The following is a 16,979-nucleotide window of genomic DNA, read 5'->3' as shown; positions in this document are numbered from 1 at the left end:
AAACATGAAAAACTTATTTTTCGCAAGTTTAATCTTGTTTGCTTTTAGCTCAATTGCGGAAGCACAACAATTAAAATCACCCGAAGGCAAGTTCGTAATGGAATTTTCTCTTCAAAACGATGGAACTCCAACGTACAATTTAAAATACAAGAATAAAGAAGTTGTAAAAACCAGTAAATTAGGTCTTGAACTTAAAGATGACAAAAAATCTTTATTGAATGACTTTACAATCGCTGACACTAAAACTTCCACTTTTGATGAAACTTGGAAACCAGTTTGGGGAGAAGTAGATCACATCAGAAATCATTATAATGAATTGGCTGTGACTTTAAACCAAAAAAGTACAGACAGACAAATAGTAATTCGTTTCCGTTTATTCGACGACGGTTTAGGATTCAGATATGAATTCCCAGCGCAAAAGAATCTTACTTATTTTGTAATTAAAGAAGAAAGATCTCAATTTGCAATGACTGGAGATCATACTGCTTTCTGGATTCCAGGAGATTATGATACTCAAGAATACGATTATACAAAATCTAAATTATCTGAAATTAGAGGTTTATCTGAAAAAGCGTATACAGCAAACGTTTCGCAAAAGAACTTTTCACCAACAGGAGTTCAGACTTCTTTGATGCTAAAAACTGCTGACGGAATCTACATCAACCTTCACGAAGCTGCTTTGATTGACTATTCTTGTATGCACTTGAATTTAGATGATAAAAACTTAGTTTTCGAATCTTGGTTAACGCCAGATGCAAAAGGAGACAAAGGTCATATGCAAGCGCCAAATCATTCGCCTTGGAGAACGATTATCGTAAGCGACGATGCTAGAGAAATCTTAGCTTCAAAAATGACTTACAACTTAAACGATCCATCAAAAATTGAAAATACTTCTTGGATTAAACCCGTAAAATATGTTGGTGTTTGGTGGGAAATGATTACAGGAAAAAGTTCTTGGTCATACACAAATGATTTTCCAACAGTTCAGTTGGGAGTTTCTGATTTCTCAAAAGCAAAACCAAACGGAACTCATGGAGCAAACAATGCTAATGTAAAAAAATACATTGATTTCGCTGCTGCAAATGGTTTCGACGCTGTTTTGGTTGAAGGATGGAACGAAGGCTGGGAAGACTGGTTTGGTCACTCAAAAGATTATGTTTTTGATTTCTTAACTCCTTACCCAGATTTTGATGTGAAAGGTCTTCACGAATACGCAAAATCTAAAGGTGTAAAAATCATCATGCACCACGAAACTTCTGGATCTGTTCGTAACTACGAGCGCCATATGGACGCTGCTTACAAATTCATGAACGATAACGGATATGATGCTGTAAAAAGTGGTTATGTAGGTGATATTTTGCCAAGAGGCGAAAACCACTACAGCCAATGGATTGTAAACCACTATCAATATGCTATTGAAAAAGCGGCTGATTACAAAATTATGGTGAACGCTCACGAAGCAGTTCGTCCAACGGGAATTGCAAGAACGTATCCTAACTTAATTGGAAACGAAGCGGCAAGAGGAACAGAGTACCAAGCTTTTGGAGGTTCTAAACCAAATCACGTAACGGTTTTACCATTTACACGTTTAATTGGTGGTCCAATGGATTACACTCCTGGAATCTTCGAAATGGATATCAGCAAAATGAATCCAGAGAACAAATCGCATGTAAACAGTACAATTGCAAATCAATTGGCATTATACGTTACCATGTACAGTCCGTTACAAATGGCTGCTGATACTCCAGAAAACTATAACCGTTTTCCAGATGCGTTTCAATTCATTAAAGATGTAGCTATAGACTGGTCAGAAAGTAAATATATCGAGGCTGAACCAGGAGACTTTATCACAGTTGCTCGTAAAGCAAAAGGAACAAACAACTGGTTTATTGGAAACGTAAACGGAGAAACTCCACGTACATCAAACATCGATTTCAGTTTCCTTGAAAAAGGTAAAAAATATACTGCAACAATTTATGCTGATGCAAAAGATGCGCATTACAAAACTAATCCGCAAGCTTATACAATCAAGAAAATTGCTGTAACCAATAAATCAAAATTATCTCAGTTTTCTGCTTCAGGAGGAGGTTATGCAATAAGCATTATTGAAACTAAGTAATTTTTTAAAAGACAAGTAATTTTCCCCCATAGATTACTTGTCTTTTTTTATAATTTGATCTCTTTAAATAAATATTTAAGTTAAATTTTATAAATTATGTGTGAATGCTGTTTTCAAGAAACTCAATCAACTTTTTTTACTAATGACAATCCATTATGGCAAGTATTAATTGGATTATTGGGAGCCTCAATTGCTATTATTGCTTTACAAATACAAAATAACATTCAAAAAAAAGCAGAAAGAAAAAGAATAGCAGTCGAAATTTCCTCTTTGTTTGCTGAAAAAAGTGCAGTCTTAATTAATTTTTATAAAAACTTTTTAGAGAGTTACGGCTCTTCTATGTACTATATTGCAACATTACATATTTTCACAAGTGAATTTGAGAAACAAGCAGTTATATCGCAATCAGAACAAGCAACAATAGACTGGAAAGCTAATAGAGCCGAGCAATACAAAGCTACTGGTGAGATAATTGGAATTCTAAACAAGTATAAAATCTATTTTGGAGAAAATGAAACAATTGACTCCTTGTTAATTAAAATAAGTAATTCAAAATCACCTGAATTCCCTAAACTTGAGCCCGGAAGAACACTTCCTCAAGTAAATGAAATAAAAAGAAATTATGAATTGTCATGTAAAACCGTCGTAGATAGTATCAGAATTGATTTAGATTCAATTGCCAAAATTCTAAAAGAAAATGCCAGACAAATAAATAAAAAATAATTTCTAATAATCTAGAAATATGAAAAACCAAAAAACATCAATTATCTACAAACTTATCCTTTTGGTTTTGTTGTTTTCCGCTTCCGCGAAAGCGCAAATCCAAAAAGTAGAACCTCCATTTTGGTACGCCGGAATGAAAAATTCGGAACTGCAAATCATGTTCTACGGAAAAAATATTGCACAATATGAAGCTTCGGTTTCTAATAATGTTGCGATTAAAAACGTTGAAAAAACAGAAAACCCAAATTATCTTTTCGTAACCATTGATACAAAAGATGTAAAAGCTTCTGAATTAACTTTTTCATTCAAAAACAAAAATAAAGTTGCTTTTACTCAAAAATATGCACTTAAAGAGAGAAGAGCCAATTCTGCCGACAGAAAAAGTTACGATGCCTCTGATTTGATTTACTTAATCATGCCAGATCGTTTTGCTAACGGAAATCCGAAAAACGACAGCGATGCTTCTTTAACTGAAAAAGGAAACCGTAAAGATCCAAGCGGACGACATGGAGGCGATATCGAAGGAATCATCAAAAACTTAGATTATATTTCGTCTCTTGGTGCAACTACAATTTGGAGTACGCCTTTATGCGAAGACAACGACAAACAACATTCGTATCATACGTACGGACAATCTGATGTTTACAAAATTGACCCGCGTTACGGAACGAATGACGATTACGCACGTCTTTCTGCAGAAATGCACAAAAAGAACATGAAACTGGTTATGGATTATGTTACCAATCACTGGGGAATTACGCACTGGATGATGAAAGACATTCCAACCAAAACTTGGTTCAATCAGTTCGAAACTTTCACACAAACGCATCACAGACGTGAAGTAATTACAGATATTCACGCTTCAAAAATCGATCAGGAAGTTTGTGTTGATGGATGGTTCGTTCCTTCAATGCCAGATTTAAATTTAAGAAATCCTTTAGTTTCAAAATACTTAACGCAAAATGCTATTTGGTGGATCGAATTTGCAAATCTTGATGGTTTCAGAGTAGATACTTATAATTACTCTGATAAAACGGCAATGGCAAATTGGGCAAAATCTATTACAGATGAATATCCTAATTTTAATATTGTTGGCGAAATCTGGATGCACAATCAGGCGAATTTAGCTTTTTGGCAGAAAGACAGTAAAGTTGGTGCAATTGAAAACTACAATTCAAATCTTCCAAGTGTAATGGATTTTACGCTTCAAAGTCAGATTACTTCTGCTTTCAACGAGAATGAACCGAGCTGGGACAACGGATTGATTAAATTCTACAATAATTTTGCAATGGATTTTTTATATCCAAACACCAATAACATTTTAGTTTTTTCCGAAAATCATGACACAGACCGTATGAACGAAAAGTTCAAATATGATTTGCCAAAATACAAATTGGCGATGACTTTGTTAGCAACAGTTCGCGGAATTCCGCAAATCTATTACGGTTCAGAAATTGGAATGGGTGGAGACAAAGGCAAAGGCGGCGATGCTGATATTCGTCAGGATTTCCCAGGCGGTTGGGCTGGCGATAAAAACAATGCTTTTACAAAAGAAGGAAGAACTACAGAACAAGCAGCTTTCTTTGATTTCTCTTCAAAATTATTCAACTGGAGAAAAACAAATGAAGCGGTTCATTTCGGAAAAATGACACATTATATTCCTGAAAACAATACATATGTATATTTCAGATATACAGATGCTAAGACGGTAATGGTCGTTTTCAATAACAATGCAAAAGAACAGGTTGTAAAAACAAACCGTTTTAAAGAAAGCATTAAAAACTTTAAATCAGGTAAAGATGTTATCACAGGAAAAAAATTCGATTTAGCTTCTGAAATTACTTTAGAACCAAAATCTGCTTTGGTTTTAGAATTGGAATAAATTTTTTATTAAACACAAAGAATCATAGATTTTTTAGCTCGATAAAAGGCGCTTCACTTATTTAAACAAACATAGCTTTTGCATACACACAGCTATGTGTAAATGACTAGTCATTTATTTAGCTCTTTTCAAGACAAACAAAATCTATGATTCTATGTGTTTAAAAATTTTATTGTCACAGATTAAAGGATTATCACAGATTTTAAAAAAATCATTTTAATCTTGTAATCTGTGGCAAACCTTTATTATAAATCTTCGTTAAATTTGAAATAAATGAAAAAATGCACTTTCCTTTTTTTATCTTTAGTATACTTAACATTGAGCTGTTCTGGCTCAAAATCAGTTACAATGAATAACGAAAATACTTCGAAAACACCTTTCGTTTGGGAAGGAGCAAATGTTTATTTTTTACTTACAGATCGTTTTTACAACGGAGATACTTCAAACGATGTGAATTTTAACCGAACCAAAACTCCAGGAAAACTTCGCGGATTTGAAGGCGGTGACATCATCGGAATCACTAAAAAAATCGAATCAGGTTATTTTGAAAAATTAGGAATAAATGCCATTTGGCTTACGCCGATTGTAGAACAAATTCACGACGGCGTTGACGAAGGAACTGGATTGAGTTATGGTTTTCACGGTTATTGGGCAAAAGACTGGACGGCTTTAGATCCAAATTTCGGAACCAAAGAAGATTTAGCCAATCTGGTAAAAAAAGCACACGAAAAAGGCATCAGAATCATTCTTGACGGTGTAATTAATCATACTGGACCAGTAACTCCAGAAGATCCCGTTTGGCCTTCTGATTGGGTAAGAACTGGCGTTGTCTGCGATTACAAATCATTCGAAAATACAACAATGTGTACTTTGGTTGAAAATCTGCCAGATGTTAGAACTGAAAGTGTACAAGAAGTTGAACTCCCTCCTCTTTTAATTGAAAAATGGAAAAAAGAAGGCCGTTACGAAAAAGAAACTGCTTCGTTGAATGAATTCTTCAAAAGAACAGGTTATCCAAGAACTCCAAAATATTACATCATAAAATGGCTTACTGACTATATTCTAGAATTTGGAATTGACGGTTATCGCGCTGATACGGTAAAACACACTGAAGAAGGCGTTTGGGCTGACTTTAAAAAGGAATGTGAATACGCTTTTGAAACTTGGAAAAAACATCATCCGATGCAGGTTTTAGATCAAAATCCGTTTTATACCATTGCAGAAGTTTACGGTTACGGAATAAGCGGCGGACAGGATTATGATTTTGGAGATCGAAAAGTAAATTATTTTCAAAATGGCTTCAACAGCATGATTAATTTTGAATTTAAATGGAATGCCGCTCAAAACGATCATGAAGGTTTATTTTCTAAATATTCGAACGCTTTAAATAATGAATTAAAAGGCTATTCTGTCCTTAATTATATGTCTTCGCACGACGATGGTCAGCCTTTTGATGCGAATCGAACAAAAGGTTTCGAAACGGGAACTAAACTTTTGCTTTCTCCAGGAATATCTCAAGTTTATTATGGCGATGAATCGAATCGTTCTTTAGTTGTTGAAGGAACAAATGGCGATGCTACTTTACGCTCGAATATGAATTGGGAGGATATTCAGAACAATCCTGAAACACAGAAAATACTTTTACATTGGCAGAAATTAGGTCAATTTAGACGAAATCATCCTGCGGTCGGAGCTGGTGTTCACAAACTGATTAATCCGTATCCTTACACTTTTTCAAGAATTTTTACAAAAGGCACTTTTACTGATAAAGTTGTTATGGGAGTAGATTTACCAAAAGGCAGAAAAGAACTTCCCGTTGGCGATGTTTTCCCAAACGGAACTAAACTCAAAGATGCTTACTCGAATCAAGAAGTCGAAGTAATTGATGGAAAAGTGATTATTGATAATGATTTTGATATTGTTTTACTCGAACTGATCTAAAAGTTTAACCGCAAAGGTCGCAAGGGAAAATCGCAAGGTTCGCAAAGATTATAAAAAACTTTGCGAACCTTGCGTAAAACTTTGCGACCTTTGCGGTTAGAAAAAACACTGCAAAATGCTAAAAATTGCACATCGAGGCGCCAAAGCCTACGAACCTGAAAATACTTTACAAGCTTTCCAAAAAGCCTTAGACTTAAATTCAGACGGAATTGAACTCGATGTTCATTTAAGCTCTGACGAACATATTATTGTAATTCACGACGAAACTATCGACAGAACTACTAACAGCAAAGGTTTAGTCAATGATTTTACTTTAGCAGAATTAAAATCATTTTTGATTAATGGAAAATACCAAATCCCAACTCTAAATGAAGTTTTTGATTTGGTTGACAAAAGATGTCTAATCAATATCGAATTAAAAGGTTTAGGAACTCCGAGTAAAGTTATTTCGTTAATTGAAGAATATATTTCTGAAAAGGGATGGAGATACGATAATTTTATCATTTCAAGTTTTGATTGGAATATGTTGGAAGAAACTTCAAACCTAAATCCAAAAATTGCTATTGGCGTTTTAACAGAAGAAAATATAGATACTGCTTTGGCTTTCGCCGAAAAAATAAAAGCAAAAGCCATACATCCTGATTTTCAATTATTAAATACAGAAAATGTACGGGAAATTCAAGAAAAAGGATTCTTAGTTTTCCCTTGGACAGTAAACACAGAAGAAGACATTCAAAAAGTAAAAAGTTACAATGTAAATGGAATTATCTCTGATAATCCAGATAAAATATAAAAATGCATCACGAGAAACTTTGTCAAAGTTTAAAACTTTGACAAAGTTAATTTAGCAAGTCCCAGATTTAAAATCCTTTTAATCTATTTAATCTGTGGCAAATAAAAAAATTAGTGCCAATTCGTGTAATTAGTGGCAACCAAAAAAAATATGATCAAAAATTTCGACATAATCATCGTTGGCGGAGGCGCTGCAGGTTTTTTTACCGCAATTAATATTGCAGAGAAAAATCCGAAACTGAAAATCGCCATTTTAGAAAGAGGAAAAGAAGTACTTTCTAAAGTTCGTGTTTCTGGCGGCGGACGATGCAACGTTACACACGCTTGTTTTGAACCCAACGAATTAGTAAAGTTTTATCCCCGCGGAGAAAAAGAACTTCGCGGACCTTTTCACCAATTTTGTTCTGGAGATACTATCGAATGGTTTGAAAAACATGGCGTAGAATTAAAAATCGAAGAAGACGGAAGAATGTTTCCAGTTTCCAATTCTTCACAAACCATAATTGATTGTTTCTTAAAAGCAACTGAAAAACTAGGCATAAAAGTTCTTACAGGTCAAAGTGTACAATCCATTTTCAAAAAAGAAAATCATTGGAAAATTGACACGCAAAGCGACAATTTTGCAACCGAAAAATTAATAATGGCAACAGGAAGCAATCCTAAAATCTGGGAAATGCTTCAGGAACACGGACACGCTGTTGTGAGCCCCGTTCCTTCCCTATTCACTTTCAACATCAAAGATTCTCGAATTAAAGAATTACCCGGCGTTGCGGCAAAAGTTACGGTAAAAGTAAAAGATACTAAACTAGAATCGGCAGGGCCATTGTTAATTACGCATTGGGGAATAAGCGGTCCGGCGATTTTAAAACTTTCGGCTTGGGGCGCACGCATTTTACACGATAAAAATTATCAGTTTACCATTTTTGTGAACTGGTTAAATGACGTTGATTTTGAAGATGCCGAAAAAATCCTAAAAGACTTAAAACAAGAACACGCTAAAAAAGCTGTTTCTAAAAAATCTCCTTTTGACTTTCCAAATCGTTTATGGGAAAGTCTAGTTCTCGCTTCAGGAATTGAAGTTGAAACGAAATGGGCCGATTTATCTAAAATTCAATTGCAGAATTTGACTTCACAATTAACAAAAGCCGAATTCAAAGTAAACGGAAAAAGTACTTTCAAAGAAGAATTTGTAACGGCTGGCGGAATAGATTTAAAGGAAATCAACTTTAAAACCATGGAAAGCAAAATTCACGAAAACCTTTATTTTGCTGGTGAAATCGTAAACATAGACGCCATTACAGGCGGATTTAATTTTCAGAATGCCTGGACAAGCGGGTTTATTCTGGCTCAAAATATTTAATACAAAATGAAATTTAAAGGAATTATTTTTGATTTAGACGGAACGCTCGTAGATTCATTACACGACATCTCAGATGCAATGAACAAAGTGCTTACCGCTCTAAGTTACCCAACACATGATTACGATACTTATCAATATTTTATTGGAAGTGGTTTACGAAATCTCGTCAGCAAAGCTTTACCAGAAACAAACAATTCTGATGATGAAATCGAAAGTTGTTTTGAATGTATGGTCGATGAATACACTAAAATCTGTACGTTGAAAACAAAACCTTATGATGGAATTGTTGAACTGCTTGAAGAACTGACTTCGCAAAATATTAAAATGGCTGTTTTCTCCAACAAAGCTGATGAATTGACGAAGAAAATAGCTTATGAATTATTTCCAAAACAATTCGATACAGCAATTGGGTTGAGTACAGAAGCGCTTAAGAAACCAAATCCGTTTGAAGCGATTGAAATCAGTAAAAAATGGAATTTAAAACCTGAAGAAATCCTTTTTGTAGGCGATTCTGATATCGATATGAAAACGGCTGTAAATGCTAATATGTTTCCTGTTGGTGTAACTTGGGGTTACAGAACTGAAGATGAATTGAAAAACAGCGGTGCAAAAGTGGTTATAAACAATGCTCAAGAATTAATTGCTATATTGTAAAGTTTTCAGTCACTCCATAAAACAATTAACAAGAATTTACATATTCCGTAAGTTTTCATTAAGACTATTCTAATAATTTTACTCTCAACTAATTAATCCTATATGAGAGTAAAATTACTTACCACAATTTCTATTTTCACTTATCAATTGAGCATTTCTCAAACCGAAAAAGTATTAAACGGAAAAGTTCTTTCACAATATCTTCCGCTTAATAAAGTAGAAGTTATTAATAAAACTGCCAAAACCAGTACAAGGACTAATGAATTAGGAGAATTTTCAATTTTGGTTCGCCCAAAAGACAGCTTACTTTTTTTCTCTAAAGATTACTTTTTCAGACGATTAAAAATTTCACAGCAAAATATCGATCAGAACAATATTATTGTAAATATGATTCTGAAACCTGAAGAACTGGATGAAATTGTCCTCACCAACATAAAACCTCTTCATATTGGCCCTGCGGACGAAAATTCTACAATAATACCAAGACCGCCAATATCTAATCCCGGCGTTTACACTGGCGGTATTGTAAATGGAGCAGATTTAATGGCTATTTTCAGTTTCTTTAGAAAAAAGGATAAAAAAAATAAGACTGTTAAATTGAAAGGATTAAATTTCAAACAATTGGCTGAAGCTACTGTTCCACTTGATTTCTTTACGAATAACTTAAAAATAAATCCTGAAGAAAAAGATTTGTTTCTACAATTTTGCGACGCCGATCCGAAGGCAAAAAATCTTGTAGAACGAAAAAATTTACTTTATACAATGGACTTTTTACATATTAAAAACAAAGAATTCAAAAAACTAGGTTCTGAAGTTAAAAACTAAAAGCCATTAAATGAAATTAAAACTACTTACTACAATTTCTTTTTTCACGTATCAATTAAGTATTTCTCAAACCGAAAAAGTATTGAACGGAAAAGTTCTTTCGCAAAACATTCCGCTTAACAAAGTCGAAGTAATTAACAAAACTGCCAAAACCAGCACGAGAACAAATGAATTGGGGGAGTTTTCGATTTTAGCAAAAGTGCAGGACAGTCTTATTTTTTTCTATAAAGATTCTTTTTTCTCAAGGTTGAAAATTTCTCAGAAGAATATAAATCAGAATAATCTAATTGTGAATGCGATACTGAAACCTGAAGAATTGAATGAAGTTGTAATAACTAAAGTCAAATTTGATCAAGTTAAGTTTGATGCTGATGCTGTTGCAGATGTTTTAATCGACAAAAAGGCCAAAGATTTATTCTGGAATACGGGAGTTAATGATAATACAATTAGAGAAGGGCTTCGAGTTTCATTTCCTTTAAAAGGCAAGCCGAAGAAAAAAATCGAGCTTGACGACGACCGTTTTAAAAAAATGGTAATGGCTTTTTGTCCTCCAGATTTTTTCATCACTAATCTAAAAATAAAGCCCGAAGAAAAAGAACTTTTTATTGATTTTTGCGACTCAGATCCGAAATCGAAAATGCTTTTAGAACAACCTAATGTTTTGGCTACAATGGATTTTTTATTTACCAAAAACAAAGAGTTTCAGGAATTAAAAACTAAAAGCCATTAAATGAAAGTAAAATTACTCACAACTATTTCTTTTTTCACTTATCAACTTTCCATTTCTCAAACCGAAAAAGTATTAAACGGAAAAGTTATTTCGCAAGACATTCCGCTTGACAAAGTTGAAGTAATTAATAAAACTGCCCAAACAAGTACAAGAACAAATGAATTGGGAGAGTTTTCAATTTTAGTAAAAGAGAAAGACAGTTTGTTATTTTTTTCAAAAGATTACTTATTTACAAGATTAAAAGTAATATTGAAAGATTTAGAAAAAAACAATTTGATTGTTGAAATGACTCCAAAAGCCGAAGAATTGGATAATGTTGTAGTTTCTAGATCTGTTTTTAATAAAAAAGAAATTAAAAATATCGCCAATAATAAGGAAAAAATAAAGGAGATTAAAAATCGTAAACAATTTGACGAAGTAACTTCAAAAGTGAATGTTTATGACGGTAGAATTAAAAATGGATTAGATTTCAGTTATCCCATTTTTGATAAACCGAAGAAAAAAATTGAGCCTCGTGATGACCGTTTTAAAAAACTTGTCATCGCTTCTTTTCCTCCAGATTTTTTCATCAAAAATTTGAAAATAAAACCTGAAGAAAAAGAAATTTTCTTAAACTTTTGTAATGCCGATCCAAAATCTAAAACTCTTTTAAAGAAATCAAATGATTTCGAAATAATGGATTTCCTTTATATTAAAAATGAAGAGTTTAAGACTTTGAAGTAGCTAAGCTTGAAACAAAACAACTTGAAACCTGAAACAAAACTTACTTATTTAACCACCAAATACTAGCATTTAAAACCGTTGCAAATCCAACCCAAAATAAATACGGAATCAATAAATATCCTGAAATCTTATTTATCTTAATGAATTTCAAATACGTTTCGTAAATCATCAGCCATAAAAGCACAATTTCGATTAAAGCCAACATCGGATTTTTTAAACCGAAGAATAAATAAGACCAAATGGCATTTAAAGTCAACTGAATTAAAAAGAAAAGAAGCGCCGTTTTTACTTTTTCGGTTTGCACTTTAATTTTGTCCCAAACTAAAGCCGCCGCAATTGCCATAAAAATGTAGAGAACAGTCCAAACAGGCATAAAAATCCAATTTGGCGGATTAAAAATTGGTTTTTCTAGCGCAACATACCAAGTTTCAATACTTGGTCTTGTCACTAAACTTGCAGAATATCCCACTGTTAAACAAATTACTAAAGCTATTGCGATTTTTACGAACTTATTCATTGCATTAAATTTTGAATTCAAAAATAGTCAAAAGAAAAGTTTAAACCACATAAGTAATGTAAGTTCATTTATTAAAACCCGCTTATAATTTCTTAGATAACTTATATGGTGGAAAAATGAAAAAGTTATCTTTGCCAAAATTTTATATTTCATGTTTACAGCAGCCGATTTTATTCCAAATAAATATACTTCAACAATAGAAAACGGAAACTTTGAATGGAGCGCTCCAAGCAACATTGCATTGGTAAAATATTGGGGAAAAAAAGACAACCAAATTCCAGCAAATCCATCAGTAAGTTTTACTTTGAATAATTGTAAAACGATTACGAAATTAGGCTTTGAAAAGAAAGACGCTTCGACTCCGCTCAACGGGACAAATGCTTTTTCTTTTGATTTGCTTTTTGAAGGAAAACCAAAAGAAGATTTCAAACCAAAGATTCAGAAGTTTTTAGAAAGAGTTGAAGTTTATCTGCCGTTTCTGAAAGATTATCATTTTACTATTGATACTCAAAATACTTTTCCGCATAGTTCTGGAATCGCTTCTTCAGCATCTGGAATGGCGGCTTTGGCAATGAATTTTATGAGTTTAGAAAGAAAACTAAATCCAGAAATGACAAATGATTATTTCTTTCAAAAAGCTTCTTTTCTTGCTCGTTTAGGTTCAGGAAGTGCTTGCCGAAGCGTAAAAGGAAATGTGGTAGTTTGGGGCGATCAAGCAAATATTGAAGGAAGTACAGATTTATTTGGAGTTGAATTTCCTTATACAATTCACGAAAATTTCAAGAATTATCAAGATACCATTTTATTGGTTGATAAAGGCGAAAAACAAGTTTCAAGCACCGTTGGTCACGATTTAATGCATAATCATCCATACGCTGAAAGACGTTTTGCTCAAGCGCACGAAAACTTGGATAAATTAATTACTATTTTCGAAAATGGAAATCTGGAAGAATTCATCAAAGTTGTAGAAAGTGAAGCATTGACTTTGCACGCCATGATGATGACCTCGATGCCATACTTTATTTTAATGAAACCAAACACGCTGCAAATCATAAATGCAATCTGGAAATTCAGAAATGAAACTCAGATTCCTGTTTGTTTTACGCTTGATGCTGGTGCAAATGTGCATGTGCTTTATCCCGAAAACGTTACCGAAAAAGTATTACAATTTATTCAAGACGAATTAGTTGTATTTTGTCAGAATAGTCAATACATTTGCGACAAAATTGGAGAGGGTGCGATCGCATTATAATTTTGCGTATCTTTAGTTAAATTTTTGATTATGGACATTCAATTAGAAAAACTCGAATTAATAAAATTGTTAGCTGAAACAGAAAATCCAGTTATCTTAAAATCTATTCGAAAAATTTTCAAAAAAGAACAGAAAGATTGGTGGGATGATTTGACTAATGAGCAAAAAGCAGATATAGCTAAAAGTGAATTAGAGTTTGACAGAGGAGAATTTACAAGCTATGACGATGTTATGAAAAAATATAGGTAGTGAATGTTAGAGTAAATTTTTCAAAAACAGCTGAAGGAAATTTAGACTCCATTTTAACTTTCATCGAAGCAAGGTGGTCAGAAAAATCGAAAAAGATGTTTATTGTCAAGTTTGAAAAAGCAGTTTCCATAATAAAGATGAATCCTGAAATTTTTCCAAAATCATCTGTAAATAAAAGATATCGAAAATGTGTCATAACAAAACAATCTAGCCTTTTGTATAGTTTTAGTGCAAACGAAATTAGAATTCATAATATTTTCGACACCAGACAAAACCCAAATAAAATTAAGAAAGACATAAAATAAATCATGAAAGGACCATTATTTTATTCAAAAATATTACTTTTTGGAGAGTACGGAATTATCCGCGATTCAAAAGGGCTTGCTATTCCTTATAACTTTTACAATGGCGCGTTGAAAAAATCTGAAGAGCCTTCAGATGAAGCCATTGCCTCAAACAAAAGTTTAAGAAGTTTTGCTTCTTACCTTGAAGTTTTACAAACTCAGCAGCCAGATTTGGTTACTTTCGATTTAGAAAATCTTAAAAATGATGTCGAAACCGGAATGTATTTCGATTCTAGTATTCCGCAAGGATACGGTGTTGGAAGCAGCGGCGCTCTTGTAGCGGCTATTTATGATAAATATGCTACAAATAAAATTACGGTTTTAGAAAATCTAACAAGAGAAAAATTATTGCATTTAAAAAATGTTTTTTCTCAAATGGAAAGCTTTTTTCACGGAAAAAGTTCTGGCTTAGATCCATTAAACAGTTATTTGAGCATTCCGATTTTAATCAATTCTAAAGATAATATTCAGACTACAGGAATTCCTACACAAAGTGTTGACGGAAAAGGCGCTGTGTTTTTGTTAGATTCTGGAATTGTGGGAGAAACTGCTCCAATGATTAGCATTTTTATGGAAAGCTTAAAAGACAAAGGTTTCCGCGCAATGCTAAAAAACCAATTTGTAAAATACACAGATGTCTGTATCGACAACTTTTTGCATGGCGACATGAAGTCTTTGATCAGCAATACTAAAAAACTTTCTAAAGTTGTTTTAAACAACTTCAAACCAATGATTCCAGAACAGTTTCATGCTATCTGGCAACAAGGAATTGACACTAATGATTATTACCTAAAACTTTGCGGTTCTGGCGGAGGTGGTTATATTCTTGGTTTTACTGAAGATTTAGAACGTGCAAAAGCCTCTCTGAAAGATTATAAATTAGAAGTAGTTTACCAGTTTTAATACACTTAAAAGCCGAAGTTATTTGAGTAGATTTTTATAAGTTTTCATCCTAAAAAGTTATTTATTATGAAAAGCATTTTTAAAATAATCAAAGCAACTTTTTTAGGAGGAATTCTTTTTTTAGCACCTTTAGTGGTTCTGCTTGTTATTCTTGAAAAAGGATACGGCATTATTCAAAAAGTCACACTTCCGCTTGTAAATAATTTACCAAAAGTTAAGGTTTTAGGATTGGCACTTCAAGAACTAATCGGAATTCTAATTATAATAGTAATCTGTTTTTTAGCAGGTTTATTAGCAAGAACTGCAAAAGCTAGAGAATTGATTCAAAAACTAGAAGACGGTATTTTAAGCTTTGTTCCTGGTTATTCGTTTATGAAAAGCATGAATGAAAACATTATGGGAATTGAATCTAAAGATGACTTAAAAGTAATTTTAGTTCCTACTGATGCTGGTTTACAATTTGCTTTTTTAATAGAACAAATTGACGAAAACAATTTTACAGTTTTTGTTCCAGATGCTCCAAATCCGTGGAGCGGATCTGTGGTTTTTGTAGAAAAAAAAGACATTAAAGAAATCGACATGACTCAAAAACAAGCCTTGGCGTGCATCAGAAAATTAGGATTTGGCTCTAAAGAATTGTTAAAAAACAAACTCTAAATTTTTAAAACCAAAAATATCCTTTAACTTCCCTTATCTAAACCTTTACAAACTTTATTTATGTTAAGCAGACAGCACAAACTTTTGATAATGAAAATTGTTAGTCTGTTTTCTGTGGTTAGAGGTTACAATATTCCAATTATCGTTTTAGCACAGTATTTATCGGCGATTTTTATATTGGCACCAGAAATTAGAGCACTTGATATTCTTCTTGATTTTTACTTATTTCTAATTGTTTTTGCTTCTGCGATAACAATTGCTTCGGGTTACATTATCAATAATTTTTACGACAGTCAGAAGGATTTAATAAACAGACCAAATAAATCAATGCTGGATCGTTTGATTAGTCAGAAAACGAAATTAACGGTTTATTTTAGCTTAAACTTTTTGGCGGTTTTAATGGCTTCTATTGTTTCTTGGCGCGCTTTTTTATTCTTTTCTGCATATATTTTCTTGATTTGGTTTTATTCTCATAAAATAAAGAAATATCCAATTATCGGAAATTTAATGTCGGCATTGCTCGCTGTAACTCCGTTTTTTGCGATTTTATTATATTTCTACAATAAGATTTCGTTTGAAGATATAGAAAATCATATGAGCCATTTTGTGGTTATTTCTGCTCACGCGGTATTCTTATTCTTACTTTTACTGATTCGTGAAATGATAAAAGATTTAGAAAATCTGAAAGGTGATTTAGTAAATAATTATAGAACGATTCCTGTAATTTATGGCGAAAAAATATCGAAACAGATTATTACTGGTCTGACCATTTCTACCATATTTCCGGTTTACATTTTAGTCAATGTTTATGATGTTGGTTATATGGATATCTATTTTTATGTCTGCTTTGGCGTTTTACTTTTTTTCCTGATTTTTTTATGGAAATCAGATTCTAAAGAACAATTTTTAAAACTTCATAATCTTTTGAAATTCTTGATTGTTTCTGGGGTTTTCTGTATTGTTTTGATTAATCCTAGCGTTTTGTGGCATGGTAGAGAATTGATTTCTAATTACTAAAGCTTTTTTTGTTTCACGCAGATTTTGCAAATTTTTTCTTTGCGAATTGATGCAATTTTTAATGCTAAATATTTAAAAGAAGCCAATTGTTTGAATTTTAGCCCCGATTGTCCCGAAGCTTCGGGAGAAATCTTTTTATTTTTTTCTTTAAAAAATAAAAAATTGGAACGGAAAGCGGGAATCCATGTTTAGAAAAATGCCGATTGTGATGCTTCAAATTCATCAAAAAGTTATGGCTATCAATCTAACAACATTGAACTTAAGTTTTATTAGCAGGAAAAACCTATCTTT

Annotated in this window: 16 protein-coding genes; 15 read left to right on the top strand and 1 reads right to left on the bottom strand. The window is 32.8% G+C overall.

What is annotated here, in order from left to right; genetic code table 11:
- Positions 1–4: 4 nt before the first annotated feature.
- The 10 genes from NYQ10_RS06550 to NYQ10_RS06505 all read left to right on the top strand — a co-directional run bounded on the left by NYQ10_RS06550 (position 5) and on the right by NYQ10_RS06505 (position 11,749).
- The gene (locus NYQ10_RS06550) at positions 5–2,119 is read left to right on the top strand and encodes a glycoside hydrolase family 97 protein (protein WP_289879415.1); all 2,115 of its coding nucleotides are present in this window, start codon (positions 5–7) and stop codon (positions 2,117–2,119) included.
- Between the two features lie 96 nt (positions 2,120–2,215).
- Positions 2,216–2,842, top strand: a complete 627-nt coding sequence (locus NYQ10_RS06545; protein WP_289879414.1) for a hypothetical protein — start codon at positions 2,216–2,218, stop codon at positions 2,840–2,842.
- A gap of 19 nt (positions 2,843–2,861) precedes the next feature.
- A complete protein-coding gene (locus NYQ10_RS06540; protein WP_289879413.1) occupies positions 2,862–4,724 on the top strand; it encodes a glycoside hydrolase family 13 protein in 1,863 nt (620 codons plus the stop codon).
- Positions 4,725–4,997: 273 nt separating this feature from the next.
- Positions 4,998–6,665 (top strand): alpha-amylase family glycosyl hydrolase, encoded by a 1,668-nt coding sequence (locus NYQ10_RS06535; protein ID WP_289879412.1) that lies wholly within the window; start codon positions 4,998–5,000, stop codon positions 6,663–6,665.
- Positions 6,666–6,780: 115 nt separating this feature from the next.
- Positions 6,781–7,458, top strand: coding sequence for a glycerophosphodiester phosphodiesterase (locus NYQ10_RS06530; RefSeq protein WP_289879411.1), 678 nt, complete (start codon positions 6,781–6,783; stop codon positions 7,456–7,458).
- Positions 7,459–7,608: 150 nt separating this feature from the next.
- A complete protein-coding gene (locus NYQ10_RS06525) occupies positions 7,609–8,817 on the top strand; it encodes an NAD(P)/FAD-dependent oxidoreductase (protein ID WP_289879410.1) in 1,209 nt (402 codons plus the stop codon).
- Positions 8,818–8,823: 6 nt separating this feature from the next.
- Positions 8,824–9,471, top strand: coding sequence for an HAD family hydrolase (locus NYQ10_RS06520; protein WP_289879409.1), 648 nt, complete (start codon positions 8,824–8,826; stop codon positions 9,469–9,471).
- Positions 9,472–9,573: 102 nt separating this feature from the next.
- Positions 9,574–10,296 carry a hypothetical protein gene (locus NYQ10_RS06515; RefSeq protein ID WP_289879408.1) on the top strand — a complete coding sequence of 241 codons (723 nt, stop codon included), beginning with the start codon at positions 9,574–9,576 and terminating at the stop codon, positions 10,294–10,296.
- A 10-nt stretch (positions 10,297–10,306) separates the two neighbouring features.
- Entirely contained in the window at positions 10,307–11,026 is a 720-nt protein-coding gene (locus tag NYQ10_RS06510; RefSeq protein WP_289879407.1) for a hypothetical protein, read from the top strand.
- Complete coding sequence (locus tag NYQ10_RS06505; protein WP_289879406.1) at positions 11,027–11,749, top strand: hypothetical protein; 723 nt, start codon at positions 11,027–11,029, stop codon at positions 11,747–11,749.
- A 40-nt stretch (positions 11,750–11,789) separates the two neighbouring features.
- On the opposite strand, the gene NYQ10_RS06500 is transcribed toward NYQ10_RS06505, so the two are convergent.
- Positions 11,790–12,266, bottom strand: coding sequence for a TspO/MBR family protein (locus NYQ10_RS06500; RefSeq protein WP_289879405.1), 477 nt, complete (start codon positions 12,264–12,266; stop codon positions 11,790–11,792).
- Between the two features lie 151 nt (positions 12,267–12,417).
- Here NYQ10_RS06500 and NYQ10_RS06495 point away from each other — a divergent pair, with 151 nt between their 5' ends.
- From NYQ10_RS06495 to NYQ10_RS06475, 5 genes are all read left to right on the top strand, one after another.
- A complete protein-coding gene (locus NYQ10_RS06495) occupies positions 12,418–13,518 on the top strand; it encodes a diphosphomevalonate/mevalonate 3,5-bisphosphate decarboxylase family protein (protein WP_289879404.1) in 1,101 nt (366 codons plus the stop codon).
- A 30-nt stretch (positions 13,519–13,548) separates the two neighbouring features.
- A complete protein-coding gene (locus tag NYQ10_RS06490; protein ID WP_289879403.1) occupies positions 13,549–13,767 on the top strand; it encodes a hypothetical protein in 219 nt (72 codons plus the stop codon).
- Between the two features lie 308 nt (positions 13,768–14,075).
- Positions 14,076–15,014, top strand: a complete 939-nt coding sequence (locus tag NYQ10_RS06485) for a mevalonate kinase family protein (RefSeq protein ID WP_289879402.1) — start codon at positions 14,076–14,078, stop codon at positions 15,012–15,014.
- Positions 15,015–15,080: 66 nt separating this feature from the next.
- A complete protein-coding gene (locus tag NYQ10_RS06480) occupies positions 15,081–15,671 on the top strand; it encodes a DUF502 domain-containing protein (RefSeq protein WP_289879401.1) in 591 nt (196 codons plus the stop codon).
- A gap of 60 nt (positions 15,672–15,731) precedes the next feature.
- Positions 15,732–16,688, top strand: a complete 957-nt coding sequence (locus tag NYQ10_RS06475; RefSeq protein WP_289879400.1) for a geranylgeranylglycerol-phosphate geranylgeranyltransferase — start codon at positions 15,732–15,734, stop codon at positions 16,686–16,688.
- Positions 16,689–16,979: the final 291 nt, after the last annotated feature.

The sequence above is a fragment of the Flavobacterium johnsoniae genome, assembly GCF_030388325.1.
Taxonomy (GTDB): Bacteria; Bacteroidota; Bacteroidia; order Flavobacteriales; family Flavobacteriaceae; genus Flavobacterium; species Flavobacterium johnsoniae_C.
Note: the sequence above shows the minus strand (reverse complement) of the source record. Positions and strands in the feature narration are given on the sequence as shown.